The following is a 23,898-nucleotide window of genomic DNA, read 5'->3' on the forward strand; positions in this document are numbered from 1 at the left end:
ATCAGACCATGCGGTAGTGACGGTGACTGTCCATATGGACGTTGAACGAGGTAACTTGCTCGATATGCTCCAGCCGCACGTGGGCCGTCACCTGAAACGACATCTCGAGTGGACTCGCCTGATAGTCGGGTGAACGGACATCCACATGCACAATCCGCGGTTCATAACGACGGATGCATTGCCGGATCGCTTCGCGGATCCGCCCCTTGATATCCGCACTGCCCTGAGTGGCGTCATTGAGATCGATGACGCCAAGCTCGGGAGCACTGCGGCAATTGCCGGGACGGGTGTTGAGGATCTGTTCGAGCTGCCGCTTGACAGAATCAACCAACTCCTCAACCTCCGAACGGGGAGAAGGGCTCAGCCCCTCCCCCCGTATGCGATCGAACAGGCTGGCCGCATTTCCTCTATCCCAGGAAGAGAGATACGGCATCGGGCCTTATTCCTTGTCCAGTCGACCTACCAGAGAGAGCTCGAAGCTCGCCCCCATGTACTTGAAGTGCGGGCGCACTGACATGGCAACCTGATACCAGCCCGGCTCCCCTTCCACATCCAGCACCTTGATCTGGGCGGCGCGCAGCGGACGACGGCTGCGGACCTCTGCCGGCGGATTTTCCTGATCGGCCACAAACTGCCGGATCCAGCTGTTCAACTCCCGTTCCAGATCCTGACGCTCCTTCCAGGAGCCGATCTGCTCGCGCTGCAGCACTTTGATGTAGTGCGCCAGGCGGTTAATGATGAACATATAGGGCAGCTGGGTGCCCAGCTTGTAGTTGGTTTCGGCCTCGCGTCCTTCCTTGGTGTTCGGGAACACCTTGGGCTTTTGCACCGAGTTGGCAGAGAAGAAGGCGGCGTTGTCGCTGTCCTTGCGCATGGTCAGGGTTATGAAACCCTCTTCCGACAGCTCGTATTCACGACGGTCAGTGATCAGCACCTCGGTCGGGATCTTCGCCTGCAGCTGACCCATGGCTTCATAGACGTGTACCGGCAGATCGTGGATCGCACCACCGCTCTGCGGGCCTATGATGTTCGGGCACCAGCGGTACTTGGCGAAACTGTCAGTCAGGGAGGTGCCCATCAGATAGGCGGTGTTGCCCCACAGATAGTGATTGTGATCCGAGCTGATATCTTCCTGATAGTTGAAGCCCTTGATGGGGTTTTCAGTCGGATCATACGGCAGACGGGCCAGGAAGCGCGGTGCGGTCAGTCCCAGATAACGGGCATCTTCCGACTCACGCAAGGCGCGCCACTTGGTGTAGGCCGGCCCTTCGAATACCGATTTCAGATCCTTGATGGAGGGCAGATCGGTAAAGCTGTCTACACCAAAAAAGGTCGGTGCAACGGAAGAGATGAAGGGGGCATGAGCCATGGCGCCGACCGCACTGACATACTGCATCAGCTTGATATCGGGTCCGCTGTGGGTGAAGGCGTAATCACCGATCACGGCGCCCACCGGCTGACCACCAAACTGTCCATAACCGCTGGAGTAGACATGCTTGTAGAGACCGGACTGGGTGATTTCGGGGGAAAACTCGAAATCTTCCAGCAGCTCTTCCTTGGTGGCGTGCAGCACCTGGACCTTGATGTTCTCGCGAAAATCTGTGCGATCCACCAGCAACTTCAGAGAGCGCCAGGAGGACTCCATCTCCTGCAGCGGCTTGGCATGGAGGATGACGTCCATCTGCTTGCCGAGCTTCTTGTCGAGCTCGACAATCATGCTGTCCACCAGTGCCTTGTTGACCGGACTGCTGGCAGTACCGCTATCCAGAATGTTGGCGATCAGGGCTGCGACCCCCTGCTTGGCGACGCTGTAACCCTCATCAACCGGTGTGATGCGCGCTTGTGCCATGATTTCGTCCAGCAAAGAGGACGAGGAGGCGGCATTCGCCCCCGCTTGAACCTGTTCTTCGACCAAAGACATGTTTGTTCCTTCTCGTTCAGTCAATACAACCCGCCGATCACTCGGCTGGCTTGATCAAATCCAGCTCTTTGAGCAACTGCTCACGAGCCTCATCACTGGACAGCAGATCCTGCAAACGATTGCGGAAGGCAGGGATATTGCCGAGCGGCCCCTTCAGGGCAACCAGCGCCTCACGCAGTTCCAGCAGCTTGCGCAGTTCGGGCACTTGCTGGGCCACATTGTCAGGAGTGAAGTCTTCCAGGGACTGGATTTTGATCGAAACCGGCAGCTCGTCCTGGCTGTTCTCTTCCAGACGATTTGGAACGGTGAAGTTCAGTTCCAATGCCGATTCTTTCATGACAGATGAGAAATTATTCTTGTCGATGGAGACAGTCTGACGCTCCTCGATGGGGGTATCTTCGGTGCGTCCTTTCATGTTGCCGACCACCATCATGGTCAGGGGAAGTTCTACTTCTCCCTGTTGACCACCAGTCGACGGTACATACTTGATATTTATACGTTCTTTGGGCGCGACTGTGGCGCCATCAATTCCTTTTCCCATGCTCTAGTACCCGATTTTGAGGTTTTATCAAGAGGGGCTGAGCTTATATTCAATATAGCCAGCCTCAACTGTAATAAATTACAGTTGAAGCAATGGCCATATTAAACAGGGAAAATTCCGAGTAATAACTTTAATATTTTGCGACATATCAATAAGCCGTCACGGCGCGCCCCGAACGGCACCCTCTCTCTTGTCCTCATATTTATTTCTTTTGATACCGTCAACGCCACCTCGTTGCTTTGCATCATAAAAATAAAAAAAAACACAACAAAATCATAAACATACGTTCATTTCATAAAGGTTTTCAGCGCCAGAAGCTTTAGTGACATCTTGTTCGGCACATTATCGTTCTCGGCACATCCATATACGACAAATTCTGACATATATGAATCAAGGGAATGTGATACGTGCTGGATGGCATGATCTTGAACAAAATTGTAACCGGAAATGACAACCTGACAATCGGAATAATCTGACATAAAACAGGAGGCCAAAAATGGCAGAAACAGATAAGTAAAAATTACGCCATTAAAAAACAGTGATGCGTTTATATCCCTGATTAAATTTATTTGAGAGCAAGCCATAACACCGTCAATGGGAGCACTCCCTGCTAACACTGGAGTCAATCTGGAGCGGGATGGGCAGTGGAAATCAGCCCCCAAGCACCTGCGTCTGTTTTGACGCTGCGCCCGGTGAGCAGAGGCAGAGGGATGTCGCCATCATTCACCAAGCGCATGGTATGGCTCCGGGAATAAATATGAGCCTTGATCAGAGAGCAGAACCGTTCGCTCGAGCCACCGGAGCAGGGATCCCTCGCTGGGGAGATGGGGCGTAATAAGAGGCACAACCAGATCCCGCTCTTTGCTACATAGAGAAGTGCACCTTACTCCACAAGAGGCGTCGTTCAGTGCGCCAAAAGCACGGGGGCCTGATGGCCCCCGCAAACACACCGGATGAGAAAATGCCTTACTTGGCGGCGCTATCCTTCACGCACTTCTGGATAAAGCTGTTCCTGGCCGCGCCAGCCAGCTTCTTGTCGGCTGCCGCCTTCTCGCACTTGGCCGCCGGATCCATCGCCGCCCCCGTCTTCACACACTTCTGGATAAAGCTGTTCTTGGCCGCACCGGCCAGCTTCTTGTCGGCCGCCGCCTTCTCGCACTCGCCGGTTGCGGCGCCAGCGGCATCTTTCACGCACTTGCCGACAAAGCTGGTCTTGGCGGCGCCGTTAAGCTTTTTGGCTGCGGCCTGCGCCTCGCACTGCAACTGGGCTGTGTCGTTGGCAAAGACCGGGTTGGCAAGCAGCACGCTGCCACAGAGCAGGCCAAACAGGATGGTACGCTTCATGGGAGATCTCCTCTCTATCTGGTGATGTGTTTGCATGGTCATATTTGCATGACGATGTGTTGCAAATGGCTGTGATTGCAACAGCTGATTGTTGCCGCATATCCCCCGCCTCGCCAGCTGGGAGCGGAGCACAGGGCAACCATCGCCCGCACTATAGCGCCGATTGGCAGAGAGGAATTGACCCCAGCCAGCCCCTCCTCAGCGGCAAGCCTGCCCCCTACTTTCCCGCCACGCCCGCCAACCCCAATAAAATCAAGGGCCGTGGGAATCCTGTTCCCCGCCATAGCGATTTCTTGAGCCAGCGCAAAAAACCAATCATTACTGACAGTTACGTCACTTTTTGACTGGTGAGACCAGATTCAATTGGCCTATCATAGCCATCCGGTGCCTATTCATCTGTGATGGGCTGCAGACCTCGCTGGTTAATGGAGCATATTGGAAGCTGTAATCCACTGGCGGTAGCGTGGGATTGGCACTGTGATTGATGCAATTCGTAGATTGGCGCTGAGCGTAGCGAAGCCCAACACGTATGCCTTCGATTAGTTGGTTCCCATTTCGTGTAACCGAACAGACCGGATATTTCACCCCGACACCGGAAAGGAGAACCATGCGCTATCGCCGAGCAACAACCAGTGGGGCATGTTGGTTCTTCACCGTCAACTTGGCTGACCGAAAGCAGGATCTGCTGGTACGTCATATCGACCTGCTGCGCGAAGTGCTCCGCCACGTCAAACAGCAACACCCCTTCGAGATTATTGCCATGGTGGTGATGCCGGATCATCTCCATGCCATATGGCAACTACCGCCGGGTGACAGTGACTATCCCATGCGCTGGTCTCTGATCAAGGCAGGCTTTTCACGGGACATTGCCAAAACAGAGCGGATACGGGAGAGCCGACTCAGAAAACGGGAACGCGGTATCTGGCAACGCCGTTATTGGGAACATCTGATCCGGGATGACAAGGATCTGCAAGCCCATGTCGATTACATCCATTTCAATCCGGTCAAACATGGTTATTGTGCCAAGCCTGTCGACTGGCCTTACTCCTCTATTCATCGCCATATCGCCGCAGGCTGGATAGAACCAGATTGGGCCATTGATAGTGACTCGGGTCGGGAATAATCGGCTTGGGTATGTTGTAGGTTGGCGCTGAGCACAGCGAAGCCCAACAAACGGGATATATGACTTCCCAAATAAGATGAATTTTGACCATATAAAATCAAAAAACGAATTTAGCTTTCTCGGTAAACGTTGGGCTTCACTTCGTTCAGCACCAACCTACAAGGGTTAGCCAAAATACATGACATCTGTTTATCTTACACTTAACATTAATTAAAAAACCTTGGGGCATTTATGCAAAATCAACTAGATGATATTGAAAATATTCTGGATGAAATAGATGACAGCTATTCTAATGATGACATTTATAACATTACCTCATGGGGAGCAGATTTATCTTTTAGAGAATTAATAACTATGTATGATGAGGATGAACTAATAAAGCCGGAGCTTCAAAGACATTATGTTTGGGATAAAGTAGAGGCTAGTAGATTCATTGAATCTCTATTATTGGGACTCCCTGTCCCGAGTATATTTTTAGCTAACACATCAGATGACAAAAAGTTAATCATTGACGGTTATCAACGGATAATGACAGTCTATGACTTTTTTAAAGGGATTTGGACTAAAGATAATCGAGTATTTAGACTATCTAACAGCAACAAAATAAATGAGCGCTGGAGAGGTAAATCATTTAGCGAACTATCATCCTCTGAGCAAAGAAAAATAAGAAGCACAACTATACACGCAATAGTTTTTGAACAAGTAAAACCAAAGAACAATGACACTAGCCTATATCAAATATTTGAGAGAATAAATACTGGAGGCAGAGCATTAGGGGCTCAAGAAATCAGAAACTGTGTCTACCAAGGTCCTTTAAACACTCTTCTTATTGACATCAACAACAACCAAGACTGGCGCTATTATATTGGTAATGAAATTGATCCAAGAATGAAAGACATGGAACTGATTCTTCGATTTTTAGCTATGGATACAGATAAGGTTAAACAAGCGCCTAAAGGTAATATTTCCTTAAAGAAATTATTAAATGAGCATATGGGGGAGCAAAAAAACAATTCTCCACATGCCATACAAAAACAAAAGGAAGCATTTACCTCCTCTATTTCCTTCATTAGACAGTATTTTGGGGAAAATGCTTTTTACAATATAATATCAAGCGAACCAGACAAAATAAGAAAACGCTTTTACCCCACTATTTTTGATTCTCTGATGATTGCCACATCCATCGCCATTCGCGAGTTAGGAGATAATATTCCGACTCAAAACCTTGAAAGTAAAAGGATTGAGGTTTTAAAAAGAGATGACTTTAGAAAATATATTAGTGAAGGAACAATGCAGACAGATAGCATCCACGGCAGGGTATCATTGTTACTAGAGGGATTATATGGAGTTCAATATTTCTAATCCTTCGGTATATGAAAGAGTTGAATCATGCTTTGATGAATTTCATAAAATCCGATGCATAATCGATGGGATGGGTAGCATGAGTCACCCAGTGCCATATTTAACCAGATATGCAATTATTCGTGCTTGTGGAGCTATCGAGTATGGATTCAAAACTATAATTTCAGACGCAAATACCCATGGGCAGCCCGAACAAATCAAAAACTTTATTAATAAAAAATTTAGACATAGCTCGATGAATCCTAGCTTACAAAACATAATAAGCAGCCTTAAAGGGTTTGATGAACAATGGGCATCTAAATTTAAGCAAATATTAGATGAACATGAACATAACCAAAAAATAAAGAGTTCATTAAAATCTCTAACAGATGCTAGAAATGCATTTGCACATGGGGGGGCTCCATCCACCTCTTTCTCTAGCATAGAAAGCTATTTTGTGGATTGTGTTAAAGTGTTGGAAAGTATTGAGCGGGCTATAGCTGAATAAATTATTAAGGCTCATTAATGTTCTAATGCTTCTATTTCACTATTCCTAACCGAATAATGTAAACTCAAAATCCCCCGTTACCGGGGGATTTTTATTTCTATCTGTTATCTCAACTCGGCGGCTTAACCCACCAAAAACGCCCTTAACCGGGCAAACTCCGCTGGCAAATTAACGGAGAGCAGCGGCAGCTCGGCATGCTTGGCCAGCGGGCCGGGCAGCGGTACATCGAGATTGAGGATCTCGTCCACCGACTCCTTGAACTTGGCAGGATGGGCGGTGCAGAGGAACACCCCTACTTCGTCTCCGGCCAGCTGTTCCCCCAGCAGATCCCAGGCAATGGCGCCATGGGGTTCGCAGAGGTAATCCAGCTGATGCAGCCGTTTAAGGGCAGCGCGAGTCTGGGCGTCGTCACGCATGCCTGACCCTAAGGTCTCCAGTGCCCAGCCTTTGCGACGGCAGAGTTCTTCCACCCGTGGCCAGTTGTTGGGGCGGCTGACATCCATGGCGTTCGACAGGGTTGCCACTGTCTGGTGCGGCTCCCACTGACCGGTTTTCAGGTAGCGCGGCACGGTATCGTTGGCGTTGGTGGCGGCGATAAAGCGCTTCACCGGCAGCCCCAGCGCCTTGGCGATAAGGCCTGCAGTGAGGTTGCCAAAGTTGCCGGACGGCACGCTGATCACCGCCTTGGCACGATCGGCTTTCGGCAGCTGGGCTACCGCCTCGAAGTAGTAGCAAACCTGCGCCAGCAGACGGCTGATATTGATGGAGTTGGCGGAGTTGAGGCCAATGGCCTTTTTCAGCGCTTCGTCGTCAAAGGCCTGTTTTACCAGCGCCTGACAGGCATCGAAGTCGCCGTCGATGGCGATGGTGCGGATATTGCCGCCGAGGGTGCAGAAGAGCTTCTCCTGCAAGGGGCTTATCTTGCCCTTGGGGTAAAGGATCACCACCTCGATCCCCTCCAGCCCGTAGAAGGCGTGGGCCACGGCGGCGCCGGTGTCGCCGGAGGTGGCGGTGAGGATAGTAATCTTGTCGTTGGTTCTAAAGGCCGCGAGGCACTGGGCCATAAAGCGGCCACCGAAATCCTTGAATGCCAGGGTCGGGCCGTGGAACAGCTCAAGGGCATAGGTTCCGTCTTTGAGTTTCACCAGCGGCGCCGGGAAGGTGAAGGCGGCGTTGATAAGCTCGCTCACTTTCGCTGCAGGCACTTCGTCCCCCAGCAGGTGGCTCAGGATGCGGGCAGAGCGTTCGGCCAGCGGCAGATCCAGCAGGGCATCCACATCGGCGAGCGGTTCGAGTTGTTCGGGGAAGAAGAGCCCCTGTTCGCGACCCAAGCCCTGACGCACCGCCTGCGCGAAGCTCACCTGTTCGCTGTTGTCCTTGATGTTGTAGAGATTCATAGCTCGCTTCCTGTTACCCGTGCCCCGGCCATGTCCAGTTTGCAGACCCGGGCAAATCCATCTTCGTTCTGCACGAAATGTGCTTCCATCCAATCCTTCATCCGCTCGGCCTGCGCCAGCTCCTTCATCACCACAAACACGGTGGGGCCGGAGCCGGAGATGCCGGTAGCCAGCGCCCCGTTCTGGGCCGCCTGCGCCCGCACCTCGGCAAAGCCTTCGATCAGCGCCGCGCGGTAGGGTTCGGCAATCACGTCTTTCAAGACGCTCGCCGCCAAGCCCTCCTGCCCGGTGTAGCTGGCGTGGACAAAGGCAGCCAGCCGACGACCGTAGGTGAGGCAATCCTGACGGCGATATTGGGCCGGCAGAATGGCGCGGGCGGCAGCGGTCGAAACCACGGTACCCGGGTAGCAGACCACCCAGTACCACTGATCAAACACCGGAATACCCTGGCTGATGACGCCGTGCTCTTCCAGCACCAGCTGCATGCCGCCGAGATAACAGGGGGCCACGTTGTCGTAGTGAACGGAGCCGGAGATCTTGCCTTCCATCTCCCCCATCAGCAACAGCATGTCGTGCTCATTGAGCGGCGCGCCGTGAAAGGCGTTGAGCCCTTCAAGGGCCGCCACCACGCTGCATGCGCTGGAACCCAGACCCGAGCCCACCGGCAAGTTCTTTTCCAGCACCATTTCGAGGGGCTTGAGTTTCAGGCCGCGCTTCTCCAGCGCCTCGCCAAAGGCGACCCAGCAGTCATGGAGGATATTCTTTTTCGGATCGTCCGGCAGCTTGTGGGCGTAGCGGCCCACGGATGAGAGGGCGAACGGCACGTCAGCCGCTTTTACCTGCACCCGATCGCCGAGCAGAGAGCCATCCACGGGGGCGAGCGCCGCCCCCAGTACATCGAATCCCACGCTCAGGTTGGCGCTGGAGGCGGGGGCATAGGCGACCACACTTCTGTCATTACCCATGGCGCCTTCCGTCATATAAGAGGGGTACATGTCTGAACTCATGCTTACAACTCCTGCTTCCAGTTCTGGGTGCGCAGCACGTCGGCAAAGACGCCCGCCGCAGTCACTTCGGTACCGGCGCCATAGCCGCGCAGCACCAGCGGGATCGGCTGGTAGTAGGTGGAGAAGAAGGCGAGCGCGTTCTCCCCGTCTTTGACCTTGAACAGCGGCTCGTCGCCACCGACCGCCTTGATGGCGACCTTGCACTTGCCCCCCTCGATGGAACCCACATAGCGCAGCACCTTGCCTTCACGCTGGGCGGCGGCGAACTGGTCGCGGAACCAGCCGTCGGCCTCCGGCAGGCGGGCCATAAAGGCTTCCACATCGCCACTCACATCGAAGCCGGGCGGCAGCGCCTGCTCGACTTCGACATCGGAGAGCTCCAGCGCCATGCCGGCTTCGCGAGCCAGAATGAGCAGCTTGCGCGCCACATCCATGCCGTTGAGATCGTCGCGGGGATCCGGCTCGGTAAAGCCGTTGCTGCGGGCGATTTGGGTTGCCTCGGAGAAGGCCATCCCCTCGTCCAGCTTGCCGAAGATAAAGGAGAGGGAACCGGACAGAATGCCGTCGAAGGCACGCAGCTTGTCTCCGGCCTTGATGAGGTTCTGCAGGTTCTCGATAACCGGCAGACCGGCGCCCACGTTGGTTTCATACAGGAACTTGCGGCGAGTCTGGCGGGCGGTGCGGCGCAGCGCCTTGTAGTAATCGAGCGAGCCGGTGTTGGCCTTCTTGTTCGGAGTGACCACATGGAAGCCAGCAGCGAGGAAGTCGGCGTACTGGACGGCCACCGCCTCGGAGGAGGTGCAGTCGACGATCACCGGGTTGATGATATGGCTATCTTCCACCAGCTTTTTCACTCCTTCCAGCGAGAAGCTGTCGCGGGCTTCCACCAGCTGTTCACGCCAGTTGGCGAGGTTCAGGCCATCCTTATTGACCGCCATCTGACGGCTGTTGGCGATGCCGACTACTCGCAGGCCAGTGCCCTGCTCGGCCAGAACCGGTTGCTGGCGGGCAATTTGATCCACCAGCGCGGCACCGACGCCGCCGACCCCAACCACAAACAGATCGATAAACTGCTGGCTGCCAAAGAAGTTCTGGTGGCACGCCTTGATGGCTTCCGCCACCTTGCGATCCCGCACCACCGCCGAGATGGAGCGCTCGCTGGAGCCCTGTGCAATGGCGACGATGTTGATGGAAGCTTGCGCCAGCGAGGTGAAGAAGCGGGCTGCCATCCCCTTGCTGGTGCGCATGCCGTCACCGATGAGGGAGATGATCGCCAGATCGCTGATGATATCCAGCGGCTCCAGCAGCTGGTTTTTGAATTCCAGCTCGAACTCGCGCTCCAGCACCTTGCGAGTCTTATCCTGGTCGTAGCTGTGGATACAGAAGCTGACGCTGTACTCGGAAGATGACTGGGTGATCAGCACGATACTGACCCCGGCGCGGGAGACGGCGGAGAAGATGCGACCGGCCATGCCGACCATCCCCTTCATGCCGGGACCGGAGACGTTGAACATGCACATGCCGGAGAGATCCGAGATGGCCTTCACTTTCAGGTCATCGTCGCCGCTCTCCGGGCCAATCAGGGTGCCCGGCCCTTGCGGGTTGAAGCTGTTCTTGATGAGGCAGGGAATGTGGAACTGGGCCACCGGCGCGATGGTTTTAGGGTGCAGCACCTTGGCGCCGAAGTAGGAGAGCTCCATCGCCTCCTTGTAGGAGAGGGTTTTCAGCAGGTAGGCATCCGGCACCAGACGGGGGTCACAGCTGTAGCAGCCCTCGACGTCAGTCCAGATCTCGCAGCACTCGGCATCGACGCAGGCAGCCAGTACGGCGGCGGAGTAGTCGGAGCCGTTGCGGCCCAGCAGCACGGTCTCGCCCTTGTCGCTGCCACCGGTAAAGCCCGGCATCAGGTAGAGGCAATCGCTACGCAGCCCCTTGGCGGCAAAGCGCAGGCGGGAGGCTTCGATATCGACATGGGCTTCCAGATAACCGCCATCGGTCACCAGCAGCTCTTCCGGCACGATCAGCTCCAGATCCAGGCCGCGCACCCGCAGCAGTTCGTGCATAAAGGCGATGGAGAGGTTCTCGCCACGACTCAGAATGCGCGCCTGCACGTTGTCCGGACAGAGGCCCAGCAGACGGATGCCCTGCATCAGACGCTCCACCTGATCCAGCTCGGCGGTGAGACGGGCCAGCAGCGCCTTGTCATCGAGCGCCGGATAGGCCGCCTTCAACCCGGCCAGCAGGCGGGAGAAGATGCCGTTGACTTCAAACAGGGTGGAACTGGCATCCATGCCGCGGCTGGTTTGCTCGACCAGCGCCACCAGATGATTGGTCACCTTGGCAGGTGCAGACAGCACCAGGGCTACCTGAGATTGGCCGTGGGTGTTGACCGCGATATCGGCCACCCGTAAAAAACGCTCTGCATCGGCCAGTGAAGACCCGCCAAATTTCAACACTCTCATCGCTTTCTCTCCCTGTAAATCCATGAAATTCAATCTAAAAACCAACCCAACAAAAAGGCCCGTACTGGGTGGGTACGGGCCTTTTCTGATTTCTGTGCTTGTTCGTCAGCGCATCAACCGGCCCCAGTGCCACCTGTGGTGGTACCGGTAATAATGGTGGTGGTGATGACGTTGGTGAATAACTGCATGACGAACACTCGTTGACGAAGCTGGCTTTTAGCAATACCGCGGCTGGCCTTGGGCTGTCAACTTAAACCTCTTTGCCAAGTTTGCGCGCCAGGTCTTTGCAGAGCAGGTGGAGCATGTTCAAATCCCGCTGCGGCAGCATGGGCACCCGGTCCATCACCCATTGATGCAGTTTTTCATCCCGCGAAACTCCGAGTTCACCCAGCAATTCTGCTGTTTTGCTTTTCAGCACACGAACCTGCCCGGTGTTATCAAAATTTTCTGCTAACGCAGTGGCGCCGTCGGCGTTCAGCTCATCCATCAGCTGACTCATCTCGTAGGCGTAGAGCATGATCGCCTGCCCCAGATTAAGGGAGGGGTAGCTCACCTTGAGGGGCAGATAGCTGATGAGGTCGACCTCGGCCAGCTGCTCGTTGGAAAGTCCCGACTCCTCGCAGCCAAAGACGATGGCCACCTTGTTGAGGGAAGGCTTGGCGCGGATCTGCTCGCGGATCTCCCCCGGCGTGAGGTAGTGCTGGTAGCGACCGCGCTCACGGGCAGTGGTGGCGATCACCAGATCCATGTCGGCCAGCGCCTCGGGCAGGGTATCGAACGCCTCGGCCTGAGTCAGGATCTCCTGCGCGCCGTGAGCTACCCAGCTCGCCTCCTCCTCTTCGTGTACCCGGCTCGCCACCAGTCGCATGGCATCGAATCCCATGGTTTTCATGGCGCGGGCAGCCGCCCCCACGTTCGCAGGTCGGGCAGGTGCCACCAGGACAAAATAGAGCTTCATCGGGTTTCCTCACAGGCCGGACGGCCTCTCAAACAGACAGCAAACAGTCGCTAAACCATCAGCAAAACAGGGGCGCAATCTACCGTTTATCCCCGAAAATTGCCACTTGAACAGACGTTTGAATGTTGCGATAGTGGCCTGACGTGTGAACAAATTACACCCAATCCTTCGCGCTATCGGCCCGACAGATCACAAGGAAGAGAGAGATGCAGCAGCCATTGGAACAGGCCGTCGCCGAGACTATCCTGCAACGCTTCGAGTCGTTTTACAGCCGGTTTCTCGAGATAACCCAGGGCAGCAAGAGCCGCTTCGAGAACAGTGACTGGCTGGGGGTGCAGCTCGCCGGGCGCGAGCGTATTCGCCTCTATGACCACCATGTAGGGGCCACCGCCAGCTCCATCCGCCAGATGATGGGGGAGCACCACGCCACCCAGGAGCTGCTCAAGCGGGTCAAAAGTGCCTTCAGCGATCTGCTGCCCCGTTGTGACAACTTCGAGGTGGCGGAGTCCTTCTTCAACTCCGTCTATCGCCGGATCTTCCGCCATCGCAATATCCGCGACGAAAACCTCTATATCCACCCCTTTGTCAGCCGTGGCGAAAAACCGGACTTAAGCGCCCTGCTGCGGATCTATCGCACCGATCTGGCCCACTTGCCGCAGACGTTGAGCCAGCTTTTGGGGGATTACAGCTTCACCCTCCCCTACGAGGACAAGCAGCGGGATATTGTCGACATCCACCGCCATCTTGCGGAGAACGGCCCGCAAATACTCCATGACGAGCCCTTTGCCATCGAGCTGCTCAAAGAGGTGTTCTACCGCAACAAGGGGGCCTATCTGGTGGGACTGATCCGGGCCCGGGAGCAGGTGTTCCCCTTTATCCTGCCCCTGCTCAGCACAGGCCACAGCATCTATGTGGACACCGTCATCTTCGAGCCGGATCTCGCCTCCATCGTGTTTGGCTTTGCCCGCGCCTACTTTATGGTCTATGCCCGCGAACCGGCGCTGTTTGTCACCTTCCTGCGCCAGATCATGCCCCACAAGCCCGATTACGAGATCTACAACGCCATCGGCTGTCAGAAACACGGCAAGACCGAGCTCTATCGCCACTACCGCCACCACCTGGCCCAGAGTCGGGATCAGTTCATCATCGCGCCGGGCATCAAGGGGATGGTGATGAGCGTGTTTACCCTCCCCTCCTACGATGTGGTGTTCAAGGTGATAAAAGACGAGTTCACTCCCCCGAAGGATGTGAGCCACGAGCAGGTGAAGGCAAAATACCGGCTGGTTAAACAGCACGATCGGGTGGGTCGGATGGCCGATACCCAGGAGTTCACCAACTTCGAGTTTCCGCTGGATCGCATCTCGCCGGAGCTCCTTGCCGAGCTCAAGACGGTGGCACCCTCGGCCCTCACCATCAGCGACGACAAGCTGGTGATCAAGCACCTCTATACCGAGCGCAAGATGATCCCGCTCAACCTGTATCTGGACAAGGCGGACGAGCAGCAGACCCGCCTCGCGCTGGAGGAGTACGGCAACGCCATCAAGCAGCTGGCGGCGGCCAACATTTTCCCGGGGGACATGCTGTTCAAGAACTTCGGCGTCACCCGTCACGGCCGGGTGGTCTTCTACGACTACGACGAGATCTGCTACATGACGGAGTGCAACTTCCGCCAGATCCCGCCGCCCCGCTACCCCGAGGATGAGTGGAGCGCCGAGCCCTGGTACTCGGTGGCCCCCAACGACATCTTCCCAGAGGAGTTCGCCACCTTCCTGCTGCAAAAGCCGCAGGTGCGGGAGATCATGCTGCAGCTGCACAAGGAGATGTTCGACGCCAACTACTGGAAGATGCTGCAGAGCAACATCAAGGTGGGGGTGTTCGAGGATGTCTATCCCTACCGGCGCAAGAAGCGCTTCAAGTACCAGCGCGGCGGCTGAGTCCGCCGAGCCCGCGCACATCGCAGCAACGAAAACGGGGTGGCCCAAGCCACCCCGTTTTGCTATCCGCTTTGCGCCTTAACTGCCGCGACGGCGGATCACCCCCTCCTGCATGGTGCTCGCCACCAGCACCCCGTCGCGGGTAAAGAACTGACCGCGCACCAGACCGCGACCGTTGCTGGCGCTCGGGCTGTCTACCACGTAGAGCAGCCAGTCGTCGAAGCGGAAATCCCGGTGGAACCACATGGAGTGATCGATGGTGGCCACCTGCATATCCGGCTCCCAGTACGACACCCCGTGGGGCTGCAGCGAGGTGAGCAGGAAGTTGAAGTCGGAGGCGTAGGCCAGCAGGTATTTGTGCACCCGCAGATCGTCCGGCATCTGGCCGTTGGCCTTGAACCAGACGTGGCGTACCGGATCCTGCACCGTCGGGCGAATAGGGTCGACCAGGGTCACCGGACGCATCTCAATGGGCTGCTCGCAGAGGATCTTGTCCCGCAGGGAGGCCGGGATCAGGTTCTCGTAGGGGCGCACCAGCTCCAGCTCGCTCTTGAGCTCTTCCGGCGGGGTGATGCCGGTGGGCATCTGCGCCTGATGCTCGAAGCCATCGGCCGGCACCTGAAACGAGGCGTTGAGATAGAAGATGGGCTTGCCGCCCTGAATCGCCTTGACCCGACGGGTGGAGACGGTCTGGCCGTCGCGGATATTCTCCACGTCATAGACGATGGGACGGGTCACATCCCCCGGACGCAGGAAGTAGGAGTGAAAACTGTGAACCTGACGGCCGGTCTCGACCGTCTGCTTGGCGGCTGACAAGGCCTGCCCCATTACCTGTCCGCCAAACACGGCCCGAAGACCGAGATCCTGGCTCTGGCCCCGAAACAGGCCCTCCTCGATTTTTTCCAGCGCCAGCAACGCCAGCAGCTCATCAAGTACCTTGCTCATTGTTCACTCCTCTATCAGAGCCGCACAGGCTAACAAGAGCTGATCCGGGGCGCAATCTTTTGGCTGGCAATCAAGGATTTCCGGATAGAAGAAAGGAGGCTCGATAGCCTCCTGTCTTCTATTCAACCAGACACGATAATGGTCAGTTATTTGAGAAAAATGCCTTGGTTATACCCATTTCCAATCCCCTCACTTCAGCCAGCCCTTTAAGACGACCAATACATGAGTATCCGGGATTTGTTTTCTTATTCAGATCATCAATCATCTGATGACCATGATCAGGTCGCATGGGGATAAGTCTATTATCACCATCTTTCAGTCGCCGTTGCTCTTCACGTACAATTTCCAACACTACATTATACATGTCGACATCACCATCAAGGTGAGCCGCTTCATGGAATGTCTTCGGATTATCTTCCCGCTTGGTTGAACGCAAATGGGTGAAGTAAATACGATTCCCGTAACGTTTTATCATATCAACCAGGTCATTATCCCCACGCACACCATAAGAGCCGGTACACATGGTAATACCATTGGCCTGACTGGGAATCCGGTTAACCAACCACGCGATATCATCAATGGTAGAGACAATTCGCGGTAACCCCAGGATCGGGCGGGGAGGATCATCCGGATGGACAGCCAAACGGACGCCAGACTCTTCACAAACAGGGATTATTTCATCGAGAAAATAGGCCAGGTGCTCTCGCAAACGCTCTTTGTCGATATCCTTGTATTTATCCAGCTGAGCCTGGAATGCTTCCAGAGTATAACCCTCTTCAGCACCAGGTAAGCCGGCAATGATATTCCGGGTCAGTGTCTCTATTTGCTCCGGGCTCATTTCATTAAAGTAGCTGAATGCCTGTTGCTGCTCTTCCGGTGAGTATTCGTGCAAGGCACCCGGGCGCTTGAGGATGTAGAGCTCAAAGGCGGCAAACGCAATATGGTCAAAACGCAGGGCTCGGGAACCGTCCGGCATCTCGTATTCCAGATCGGTTCGGGTCCAGTCCAGTACGGGCATGAAGTTATAGCAAATCGTGTCGATGCCACATGCAGCCAGATTACGGATCGACTCTTTATAGTTCTCTATCCATTGCTGATACTGGCCAGAATGTGTCTTGATCTCTTCATGTACAGGTACACTTTCAACTACCGACCAGGTTAAACCTTTTTCTTCAATTAATGCTTTGCGAGCGAGTATCTCGTCTTTATTCCAGATCTGACCATTTGGTATATGATGCAGGGCAGTCACAATACCAGTTGCCCCCGCCTGTTTGATATCATTCAAGGTTACCGGGTCATTAGGCCCATACCAGCGCCATGTTTGTTCCATTACTACCTCTTGGTTTAAATTCGTTCGCTAACTTGAAAATCTGACTGGATAAGAGCCAAACAAAAATCCGTCAAACTCGGGAGCATCAACATCTGACAACTCCATCAATCGCTGTTTGACATTCTCTAAATGGGTCCACATCGCCAGTTTGGCTGCCGCAGGATCTTTTTTTTGCATTGCAGACAAGATTGCAACATGGTCATTCAACCACTCTTTGCGATATTCAGTAGTGGCAATCCGGTCATGCAAATGCTGCCACATCGGGTTATTTTCTCGACTAACCCAAGACTGGCGCCACAATGCCACCAGCATGTTGTTATGAGTCGCTTCGGCTATTGCCAGGTGAAAATTCATATCACCCTCTTCACCCTCACCACTCTCGACATCACGACGCTCAGCCTCCAGGGCTGCGCGCATTTTTTGTATATCTGACGGAGTCACCTGAATGGCGGCAAACTCTGCGATATTGCTCTCCAGCAATTGCCGGGCTTGCAGCAGTTCAAAAGGTCCCATCACGGTATCATTCGGGCTGAAATTTGGCTCGGAAGGGATCGCAATGACATAAATACCGGACCCCTTCTTCACTTCTACAAAACCTTCAATCTCGAGCATGATGAGAGCCTCTCTCACCACAGAGCGCCCCACTCCCACCTGTTCAGCAATGTCGCGCTCAGGAGGAAGACGGGAGCCCAAGGCGTACTTGCCTGAAGCCAACTCTTCCTTGATAAACTCACCAACTTCACGATATTGACGCTTTACTTCAACACTCATGGCTTGCTCTCAAATTGGTAGCGTAGTTTTCCAAAATGGTAAGCAACCAACAACAATTGGTCAACCAAAGTAATCATGATATCCAGTATCAACACCTTGGTGACCCTCTGACATGCTTATGAGAGCGTTGTTGCAGCCTTCTCCATGTGAAGATGAGTCAACCTCTGGGCTGCCGGCTCTTTTAGCAATACCCACAGCACAACGGCACCCACCAAGTCAAAGACACTGAGGCTAATGAAGAAAGGCCCATAGCCAATAATTGCCACCAAGGCCCCCATCACCAGAGTGAACGATAGCTGGCCAATCCAGGCTGCCGAACCCGCAAGGCCAACGACTGTCGCCACTTCATTCTTTTTGAAAAGGTCTGCCGACATGGTAATAACCACGGTTGACAACGTCTGGTGAGCAAATCCACCGATACTCATCAAGGCAATCGCCACGTAGGGATCCTTAATAATACTGACAAAGCCAATTGCCAACATAAGTATCGCCCCAATGGTGAAAGTAGCTCGCCGCGCATTCAGTGTTGTCATATTAAGTTTTTCCATGAAAAACTTTGCAATAAATCCACCCGCAATACATCCGAAATCAGCAGCAAGAAATGGTAACCAGGCAAACATGGCAATTTCTTTAAGAGGAAGATGCATTACCGAAGTCAAGTATAGAGGCATCCAAAAACTGAGCGTTCCCCAAGCTGGATCTGCTAGAAACCTTGCTATTGCCAAGCCCCAAAAATTACGCTGTTTGATAATTTCTTTTATTTCAGGCTTACCCTCATTGGCTGTGAGATGTTTCTCTTGCCCCTCTTCTATATATGTCAGCTCGTTCTGGGAAATCCATTTATGTTTTCTGGGGGAGCGATATACAAGAAACCAGGTGATCGCAAAGAGGATCCCCACACCTCCGGTGATTATGAATGCCATTTCAGTGCCTAACCCACTGCTTTCAAAGGTTAGCATTGCCCAGACTACCAACGGAGGAGCAAGCATGGCTCCGACTGAGGTACCAGCGTTAAACAATCCACCGGCAATGCCACGCTCCTTGGCTGGAAACCATTCGGCACTAGCCTTCATCCCTGCTGGAATAGCCGCAGCCTCCGTCAACCCCATGCCGCCACGCAATACCGCCAAACTAATCCAGCCGCCAGCAAATGCATGCGCCATATTAAATAGAGACCAAGCGACTGCAAAAATAAAAAAGCCTACTTTCAAACCAATCATATCGATTATATAACCAGCAATCGGCTGTGCAATTGTGTAACATATCTGAAATGCACTTACGATCCATGAATATTCTTTTTCTGTAAAATTCAGCTCACTCATTACTTGAGGTGCGGCAACACTCAATGAGCTGCGGGATAAATAGTTAACTATTGTGCCAAGACAAACCAAGGCGATGATATACCACCTCAAGTTTTTAACTTTGATGCTCATAATGAATCCTTCAACCACCAATTTAAATGAGTCAGGCCACATCAAGGCATATTGACTACTGCGATGTGCGGCCATCATCTTGAGGTAACAGCCATAGATCAACCAACTTAACTCATTTGGTTGATCTCGATCTCAAAAAAAGATCTATTTGGTCAACCAAAATAGACTTATGGCTGACCTGGAGATAGCATGCAGAGGCTGATATCCCAGTTACCCATACAAGTCATGTCACGACACGCAACGGTTGGCTGACGCCTGTGGCGCCAACCAGCGACTCTGGTGATGTGCAAAAATTTATAAATCGAGGCAAGAAAAGATGAAGAACAAGCTGAGTGAATTGATGTTGAGCCCCTATCCGCGAGCAGCACTGCGAAACCGGATAGTTCATATCGGCTTCGGCGCGTTTCATCGAGCCCACCAAGCCTTGATTACCCATGAGACGCTCGCAGCTGGCGGAGGTGACTGGGGGATCTGTGAGGTCAACCTGTTCGGTGGTGAGGAGCTGATCCGATCGCTCAGAGCACAAGACCACCTCTACACCGTGCTGGAGAAGGGTGCCGAGAGCGTACAGCCCAAAGTGATTGGTTCTGTGGTGGAGTCACTGCACCCCACCTTTGACGGCATGTCCGCCATTCTCGAGAAGATGGCAGAACCGCAAGTCGCCATTGTATCGATGACGATCACTGAAAAAGGCTATTGCGCAGACCCTGCCACCGGGCAGTTCAACCCGCAGAATCCGTTGATCCAGCACGACTTGCAGCACCCTGATGCCCCCACTTCCGCCATCGGCTGCATCGTTGCCGCCCTGCGCCTGCGCAAAGATCGTGGCCTCCCTCCCTTTACAGTCATGTCTTGCGACAACGTGCAGGAAAATGGTCACGTTGCACGTCAGTCCATTCTGGGATTTGCCGAACTGCTCGATGGAGAGCTGGCATCCTGGATCCGTGAGCAGGTCACCTTCCCTTGCACCATGGTCGACCGCATCGTACCTGCAGCTACCCAGGAGACGCTGGCAGAGATTGAGCAAGCCATCGGTGTTTATGACCCCTGTGGCATCGCCTGCGAGCCATTCCGGCAATGGGTAATTGAAGATAATTTCGTCAACGGCCGCCCCGACTGGGCTCTGGCTGGTGCCGAATTTGTCAGCAATGTCGTGCCCTTTGAAGAGATGAAATTGCGCATGCTGAACGGCAGCCACTCATTTCTCGCCTATCTCGGCTACCTCGGCGGTTATGCCCATATCGCAGACACCATGACGAACCCGGCCTATCGCCAGGCTGCACTTGCCCTGATGCTCAATGAACAGGCGCCAACCCTGAACATGCCTGTTGGAACTGATCTCGAGGACTATGCCCAACAACTGATCGCCCGTTTCACCAACCCCTCGCTCAAACACCAGACCTGGCAAATCGCCATGGATGGCAGTCAAAAGCTGCCACAACGCATGGTCGACTCCGTCCTCTTCCATCTGAAGAACGGCAGTGATTACCGACATCTGGCATTGGGCATCGCCGGATGGATGCGTTATGTCAGCGGTGAGGGAGAAAACGGTGAGGTGATCGATGTCAGGGATCCCCTGCTACCTCGCTTCCAGGCGATCTATGCAGAGCACGGCCTCAGTTGCAACGTGGTCAAACCGTTGCTGGCCATTGAGGCCATCTTTGGCCCGGAACTGCCGCAACAGGGTGCTTTTGTCGATGCGGTCACTCGGACCTATCAAGGACTGCTTGACCACGGTGCCCGTCACTGCGTCGCTGCGCTCTAATCACCATATCTGGCAATGACAGGGCCAAGGGAGAAATGAATATGAAGTCTTTCCTGTGTAAGGATTTTCTGTTGAACAGCGATGCGGCACGTCATCTCTACCATGACTATGCCGCTGATATGCCTATCTATGACTACCACTGCCATCTCAATCCACAAGAGATAGCGGAAGATCGCCGATTCGATGATCTGGGCCAGATCTGGCTGGAGGGGGACCATTACAAATGGCGAGCCATGCGCAGCGCCGGTATCCCGGAGGCTCTGATCACCGGAAAAAACAGCAGCAGTCGTGACAAGTTCAATGCGTGGGCACAGACAGTCCCGCAAACGCTGGGTAACCCTCTCTATCACTGGACCCATCTCGAACTGCGCCGCCCCTTCGGTCTGGAGGGTATCACCCTGGCGCCAAACACCGCCGACAAGGTATGGGATCACTGCAACGAACTGCTCGCCACCCCGGCATTTTCTGCCCGCGGGTTGATGCAGCAGATGAATGTCCGCATGGTCGGTACCACAGATGATCCGGTTGATTCACTTATCTATCATCGCCAGATTGCCGAGGAGCCCGGTTTTGCTATCGAGGTGCTCCCCAGCTGGCGCCCCGACAAGGTATTCAAGATCGAGCAAGCCGGTTTTGCTGACTACATTGGGGCATTGGGTGCCGCCGCCGATGTCGACATTACTACCTTTGCCGACTTGCTGACCGCGCTGGAACGGCGCCTTGAACACTTCGCCCGACATGGTTGCCGGGCAGCGGATCACGGTATCGAAATAGTGCGTTATGCACCAGTTCCCTCCGATGCGACCCTGACTCAACTGCTCCAGCGCCGACTGGCCGGAGAGGTGCTGGACGAATCGCAGATTGCAGCCTTCTCCACTGCCGTTCAGGTATGGCTCGGCCGTCAATACGCCAAGCGAGGCTGGGTGATGCAGTTGCATCTGGGCGCTCAACGCAATAACAACAGCCGCATGTTCACTCTGCTTGGCGCAGACTGTGGCTTTGATTCTATCGGAGACAAGCCGTTTGCCTGGGAGCTTGCTCATCTGCTGGATGAGATGGATCAAACCGATGAGCTGCCCAAGACCATCCTCTATTGCCTTAACCCTCGTGATAACGAGGTGCTGGCAACCATGGCGGGCAACTTCCAGGGGGGAGGCATTGCAGGCAAGATCCAGTTCGGCTCAGGCTGGTGGTTCAACGATCAGAAAGATGGCATGCAGCGCCAGCTGGAGCAGCTCTCTCAACTCGGTCTGCTCAGCCAGTTTGTCGGCATGTTGACCGACTCCCGCAGCTTCCTCTCCTACACTCGCCACGAATATTTCCGCCGCATTTTGTGCGACATGGTGGGGCGCTGGATTGAGCAGGGCGAAATCCCCAATGACCTGCAGCTGTCCGGGAAAATGATCCAGGATATCTGCTATCACAATGCAGCCCGCTACTTTCAACTGCCAGGAGCCCGGGGATGAAACGGATTGCCCTGCTCGGGGAGTGCATGATTGAGCTCAATGGCACGCCTTTTGGCGACATGCAGCAATCATTCGGGGGCGATACCCTCAATACCGCCATCTATCTCGCGCGTGCCTCCCAACCCACCGATATTCAGGTGAGTTATCTGACCGCCATGGGCCAGGATCCTCTCAGCCAGCAAATCATCGCGCGCTGGCAACAGGCCGGGATCGACACCAGCGCGGTGCTCATCGACCAACAGCGCCATCCCGGCCTCTATCTTATCCAGCTTGATGAGCACGGCGAGCGCACCTTCCTCTACTGGCGCAACGATTCGGCTGCCCGTTACCTGATGCAGCATCCGCAGTTGCCACGGCTCAAGCAGGCCGTCAGCGACGTGGATGCGCTCTATCTCAGCGGTATTTCGCTGGCGATCCTGCCCGCGGCAGATCGGCAGGCGCTGCTGCTGTGGCTGGCTGAACTGCACCGGGCGGACGTGGCGATCATCTTTGACAGCAACTATCGCCCCGCCCTGTGGCAGAGTCCGGCCGACGCCCGGGCCTGTTACCAGCAACTGCTGGCCATCACTACGCTGGCTCTGGTCACCGACGACGATGAGCAGGCCCTGTGGGGGGACGAGGATGTGACCCGGACCCTGCAGCGCCTCACGGCGGCCGGGGTGCAGCAGGCGGTGGTCAAACAGGGGGCGGCTGGCTGCTGTTACCAGGCCCTGCAAACCGGGGAACCTGCCATCACTATCCCTACCCAAGCGGTCAGCAAGGTGGTGGATACCACCTCGGCCGGTGACTCCTTCAATGCCGGTTTTCTGGCTGGATACCTGCAAGGACGGGCGATCGACGAGTGCGCCCGCATGGGCCACCGACTGGCGGGGATCGTCATTCAGCACAAGGGGGCAATTATTCCGGAAAGTGCCACCCGCAGTGTCACCGACAGCTTCATCAAACCGGCATCACACTAAACGAGGTCAACCGAATGTCATCCATTACTGAACAACTGCAAGCCCTGAAAGTGATCCCGGTGATCGCCATCGAGCAGGCTGAAGATATCATTCCACTGGGGGCGGCACTGGCCAATAACGGCCTGCCGGTTGCCGAGATCACCTTCCGCTCCGCTGCCGCGGTCGAGGCGATCCGGCTGCTGCGCCAGAGCCAACCTGAGATGCTGATTGGCGCGGGCACTGTGCTCAACCGCGATCAGGTGATCGCAGCCAAAGAGGCGGGTGCCACCTTTATCGTCTCCCCCGGTTTTAACCCCAATACGGTCAAGGCCTGTCAGGAGCTCGACATCCCGATCATCCCGGGGGTCAATAACCCCAGCACCATTGAAGCGGCGCTGGAGATGGGGCTGACGACCCTGAAGTTCTTCCCGGCCGAAGCATCGGGTGGTAGCGCGATGATCAAGGCGCTGCTGGCACCTTATACCCAGATCACGCTGATGCCCACGGGCGGGATCTCGACTCACAATATCAATGAATACTTGGCGATCCCGCGGGTTATCGCGTGTGGTGGCACCTGGATGGTCGACAAGAAACTGATCGCAGAGAAACAGTGGGAAGAAATTGGCCGACTCACTCGTGAAGCGGTGGCACAGGTCCAATAATATTGCCGCCAGGCAACGCGCTGACAAAAAAGGCCCGCACCAAATGGTGCGG

Annotated in this window: 20 protein-coding genes; 8 read left to right on the plus strand and 12 right to left on the minus strand. The window is 54.7% G+C overall.

Going from position 1 to position 23,898, the window contains the following annotated elements:
• Position 1: 1 nt before the first annotated feature.
• The 4 genes from tssE to G5367_RS04400 form a co-directional block, all read right to left on the minus strand.
• On the minus strand, positions 2-433 hold the full coding sequence (tssE, locus tag G5367_RS04385; protein WP_005347308.1) for a type VI secretion system baseplate subunit TssE: 432 nt from the start codon (positions 431-433) through the stop codon (positions 2-4).
• 6 nt (positions 434-439) lie between these two features.
• Positions 440-1,921 (minus strand): type VI secretion system contractile sheath large subunit, encoded by a 1,482-nt coding sequence (gene tssC / locus G5367_RS04390; RefSeq protein WP_216978370.1) that lies wholly within the window; start codon positions 1,919-1,921, stop codon positions 440-442.
• A 37-nt stretch (positions 1,922-1,958) separates the two neighbouring features.
• Positions 1,959-2,462, minus strand: coding sequence for a type VI secretion system contractile sheath small subunit (tssB, locus tag G5367_RS04395; RefSeq protein ID WP_005347310.1), 504 nt, complete (start codon positions 2,460-2,462; stop codon positions 1,959-1,961).
• A 966-nt stretch (positions 2,463-3,428) separates the two neighbouring features.
• Positions 3,429-3,806, minus strand: a complete 378-nt coding sequence (locus G5367_RS04400) for a hypothetical protein (RefSeq protein WP_421293826.1) — start codon at positions 3,804-3,806, stop codon at positions 3,429-3,431.
• 607 nt (positions 3,807-4,413) lie between these two features.
• Here G5367_RS04400 and G5367_RS04405 point away from each other — a divergent pair.
• From G5367_RS04405 to G5367_RS04415, 3 genes are all read left to right on the plus strand, one after another.
• The gene (locus G5367_RS04405) at positions 4,414-4,929 is read left to right on the plus strand and encodes an REP-associated tyrosine transposase (protein ID WP_421293828.1); all 516 of its coding nucleotides are present in this window, start codon (positions 4,414-4,416) and stop codon (positions 4,927-4,929) included.
• Between the two features lie 231 nt (positions 4,930-5,160).
• Positions 5,161-6,291, plus strand: a complete 1,131-nt coding sequence (locus tag G5367_RS04410; protein ID WP_421293830.1) for a DUF262 domain-containing protein — start codon at positions 5,161-5,163, stop codon at positions 6,289-6,291.
• A complete protein-coding gene (locus G5367_RS04415) occupies positions 6,272-6,778 on the plus strand; it encodes a HEPN domain-containing protein (RefSeq protein ID WP_421293831.1) in 507 nt (168 codons plus the stop codon). The genes G5367_RS04410 and G5367_RS04415 overlap by 20 nt, the downstream gene beginning before the upstream one ends.
• 122 nt (positions 6,779-6,900) lie before the next feature.
• Here G5367_RS04415 and thrC read toward each other — a convergent pair whose 3' ends face one another.
• The 4 genes from thrC to G5367_RS04435 form a co-directional block, all read right to left on the minus strand.
• On the minus strand, positions 6,901-8,175 hold the full coding sequence (thrC, locus tag G5367_RS04420) for a threonine synthase (protein ID WP_236316609.1): 1,275 nt from the start codon (positions 8,173-8,175) through the stop codon (positions 6,901-6,903).
• Positions 8,172-9,182 carry a homoserine kinase gene (thrB, locus tag G5367_RS04425; RefSeq protein ID WP_421293834.1) on the minus strand — a complete coding sequence of 337 codons (1,011 nt, stop codon included), beginning with the start codon at positions 9,180-9,182 and terminating at the stop codon, positions 8,172-8,174. Before thrB ends, thrC begins: the two co-directional genes overlap by 4 nt.
• 2 nt (positions 9,183-9,184) lie before the next feature.
• A complete protein-coding gene (thrA, locus tag G5367_RS04430) occupies positions 9,185-11,644 on the minus strand; it encodes a bifunctional aspartate kinase/homoserine dehydrogenase I (RefSeq protein WP_139443918.1) in 2,460 nt (819 codons plus the stop codon).
• 250 nt (positions 11,645-11,894) lie between these two features.
• On the minus strand, positions 11,895-12,602 hold the full coding sequence (locus G5367_RS04435; RefSeq protein WP_421293836.1) for a tRNA/rRNA methyltransferase: 708 nt from the start codon (positions 12,600-12,602) through the stop codon (positions 11,895-11,897).
• Between the two features lie 206 nt (positions 12,603-12,808).
• Between G5367_RS04435 and aceK the strand changes: the two genes are divergently transcribed.
• Positions 12,809-14,536: a bifunctional isocitrate dehydrogenase kinase/phosphatase gene (aceK, locus tag G5367_RS04440; RefSeq protein WP_421244362.1), complete on the plus strand. Its 1,728-nt coding sequence runs from the start codon at positions 12,809-12,811 to the stop codon at positions 14,534-14,536.
• Positions 14,537-14,614: 78 nt separating this feature from the next.
• Here aceK and tesB read toward each other — a convergent pair whose 3' ends face one another.
• The 4 genes from tesB to G5367_RS04460 all read right to left on the minus strand — a co-directional run bounded on the left by tesB (position 14,615) and on the right by G5367_RS04460 (position 19,015).
• On the minus strand, positions 14,615-15,481 hold the full coding sequence (gene tesB, locus G5367_RS04445; protein ID WP_421244361.1) for an acyl-CoA thioesterase II: 867 nt from the start codon (positions 15,479-15,481) through the stop codon (positions 14,615-14,617).
• A gap of 142 nt (positions 15,482-15,623) precedes the next feature.
• Entirely contained in the window at positions 15,624-16,811 is a 1,188-nt protein-coding gene (uxuA, locus tag G5367_RS04450; RefSeq protein WP_005347331.1) for a mannonate dehydratase, read from the minus strand.
• Positions 16,812-16,838: 27 nt separating this feature from the next.
• A complete protein-coding gene (locus tag G5367_RS04455; RefSeq protein ID WP_005347333.1) occupies positions 16,839-17,582 on the minus strand; it encodes an FCD domain-containing protein in 744 nt (247 codons plus the stop codon).
• 116 nt (positions 17,583-17,698) lie between these two features.
• Entirely contained in the window at positions 17,699-19,015 is a 1,317-nt protein-coding gene (locus G5367_RS04460; RefSeq protein WP_005347334.1) for an MFS transporter, read from the minus strand.
• Positions 19,016-19,331: 316 nt separating this feature from the next.
• On the opposite strand from G5367_RS04460, the gene G5367_RS04465 reads away from it, so the two are divergent.
• Genes G5367_RS04465 through G5367_RS04480 form a run of 4 tightly spaced genes read left to right on the plus strand, consistent with a single transcriptional unit; the run spans position 19,332 to position 23,846 of the window.
• On the plus strand, positions 19,332-20,780 hold the full coding sequence (locus tag G5367_RS04465) for a fructuronate reductase (RefSeq protein ID WP_421293840.1): 1,449 nt from the start codon (positions 19,332-19,334) through the stop codon (positions 20,778-20,780).
• Between the two features lie 41 nt (positions 20,781-20,821).
• Positions 20,822-22,246, plus strand: coding sequence for a glucuronate isomerase (gene uxaC / locus G5367_RS04470; protein WP_335812828.1), 1,425 nt, complete (start codon positions 20,822-20,824; stop codon positions 22,244-22,246).
• Positions 22,243-23,205 (plus strand): sugar kinase, encoded by a 963-nt coding sequence (locus G5367_RS04475; RefSeq protein WP_421250439.1) that lies wholly within the window; start codon positions 22,243-22,245, stop codon positions 23,203-23,205. The genes uxaC and G5367_RS04475 overlap by 4 nt, the downstream gene beginning before the upstream one ends.
• A gap of 14 nt (positions 23,206-23,219) precedes the next feature.
• Positions 23,220-23,846 carry a bifunctional 4-hydroxy-2-oxoglutarate aldolase/2-dehydro-3-deoxy-phosphogluconate aldolase gene (locus G5367_RS04480; RefSeq protein WP_421244357.1) on the plus strand — a complete coding sequence of 209 codons (627 nt, stop codon included), beginning with the start codon at positions 23,220-23,222 and terminating at the stop codon, positions 23,844-23,846.
• Positions 23,847-23,898: the final 52 nt, after the last annotated feature.

It is taken from the genome of Aeromonas sp. 604282 (assembly GCF_049170575.1).
Classification (GTDB): domain Bacteria; phylum Pseudomonadota; class Gammaproteobacteria; order Enterobacterales; family Aeromonadaceae; genus Aeromonas; species Aeromonas veronii_A.

Coding starts and splice junctions, on each gene's coding strand:
- tssE (WP_005347308.1), bottom strand. CDS start 433: ATGCCGTATCTCTCTTCCTGGGATAGAGGAAATGCGGCCAGCCTGTTC.
- tssC (WP_216978370.1), bottom strand. CDS start 1,921: ATGTCTTTGGTCGAAGAACAGGTTCAAGCGGGGGCGAATGCCGCCTCC.
- tssB (WP_005347310.1), bottom strand. CDS start 2,462: ATGGGAAAAGGAATTGATGGCGCCACAGTCGCGCCCAAAGAACGTATA.
- G5367_RS04400 (WP_421293826.1), bottom strand. CDS start 3,806: ATGAAGCGTACCATCCTGTTTGGCCTGCTCTGTGGCAGCGTGCTGCTT.
- G5367_RS04405 (WP_421293828.1), top strand. CDS start 4,414: ATGCGCTATCGCCGAGCAACAACCAGTGGGGCATGTTGGTTCTTCACC.
- G5367_RS04410 (WP_421293830.1), top strand. CDS start 5,161: ATGCAAAATCAACTAGATGATATTGAAAATATTCTGGATGAAATAGAT.
- G5367_RS04415 (WP_421293831.1), top strand. CDS start 6,272: ATGGAGTTCAATATTTCTAATCCTTCGGTATATGAAAGAGTTGAATCA.
- thrC (WP_236316609.1), bottom strand. CDS start 8,175: ATGAATCTCTACAACATCAAGGACAACAGCGAACAGGTGAGCTTCGCG.
- thrB (WP_421293834.1), bottom strand. CDS start 9,182: ATGAGTTCAGACATGTACCCCTCTTATATGACGGAAGGCGCCATGGGT.
- thrA (WP_139443918.1), bottom strand. CDS start 11,644: ATGAGAGTGTTGAAATTTGGCGGGTCTTCACTGGCCGATGCAGAGCGT.
- G5367_RS04435 (WP_421293836.1), bottom strand. CDS start 12,602: ATGAAGCTCTATTTTGTCCTGGTGGCACCTGCCCGACCTGCGAACGTG.
- aceK (WP_421244362.1), top strand. CDS start 12,809: ATGCAGCAGCCATTGGAACAGGCCGTCGCCGAGACTATCCTGCAACGC.
- tesB (WP_421244361.1), bottom strand. CDS start 15,481: ATGAGCAAGGTACTTGATGAGCTGCTGGCGTTGCTGGCGCTGGAAAAA.
- uxuA (WP_005347331.1), bottom strand. CDS start 16,811: ATGGAACAAACATGGCGCTGGTATGGGCCTAATGACCCGGTAACCTTG.
- G5367_RS04455 (WP_005347333.1), bottom strand. CDS start 17,582: ATGAGTGTTGAAGTAAAGCGTCAATATCGTGAAGTTGGTGAGTTTATC.
- G5367_RS04460 (WP_005347334.1), bottom strand. CDS start 19,015: ATGAGCATCAAAGTTAAAAACTTGAGGTGGTATATCATCGCCTTGGTT.
- G5367_RS04465 (WP_421293840.1), top strand. CDS start 19,332: ATGAAGAACAAGCTGAGTGAATTGATGTTGAGCCCCTATCCGCGAGCA.
- uxaC (WP_335812828.1), top strand. CDS start 20,822: ATGAAGTCTTTCCTGTGTAAGGATTTTCTGTTGAACAGCGATGCGGCA.
- G5367_RS04475 (WP_421250439.1), top strand. CDS start 22,243: ATGAAACGGATTGCCCTGCTCGGGGAGTGCATGATTGAGCTCAATGGC.
- G5367_RS04480 (WP_421244357.1), top strand. CDS start 23,220: ATGTCATCCATTACTGAACAACTGCAAGCCCTGAAAGTGATCCCGGTG.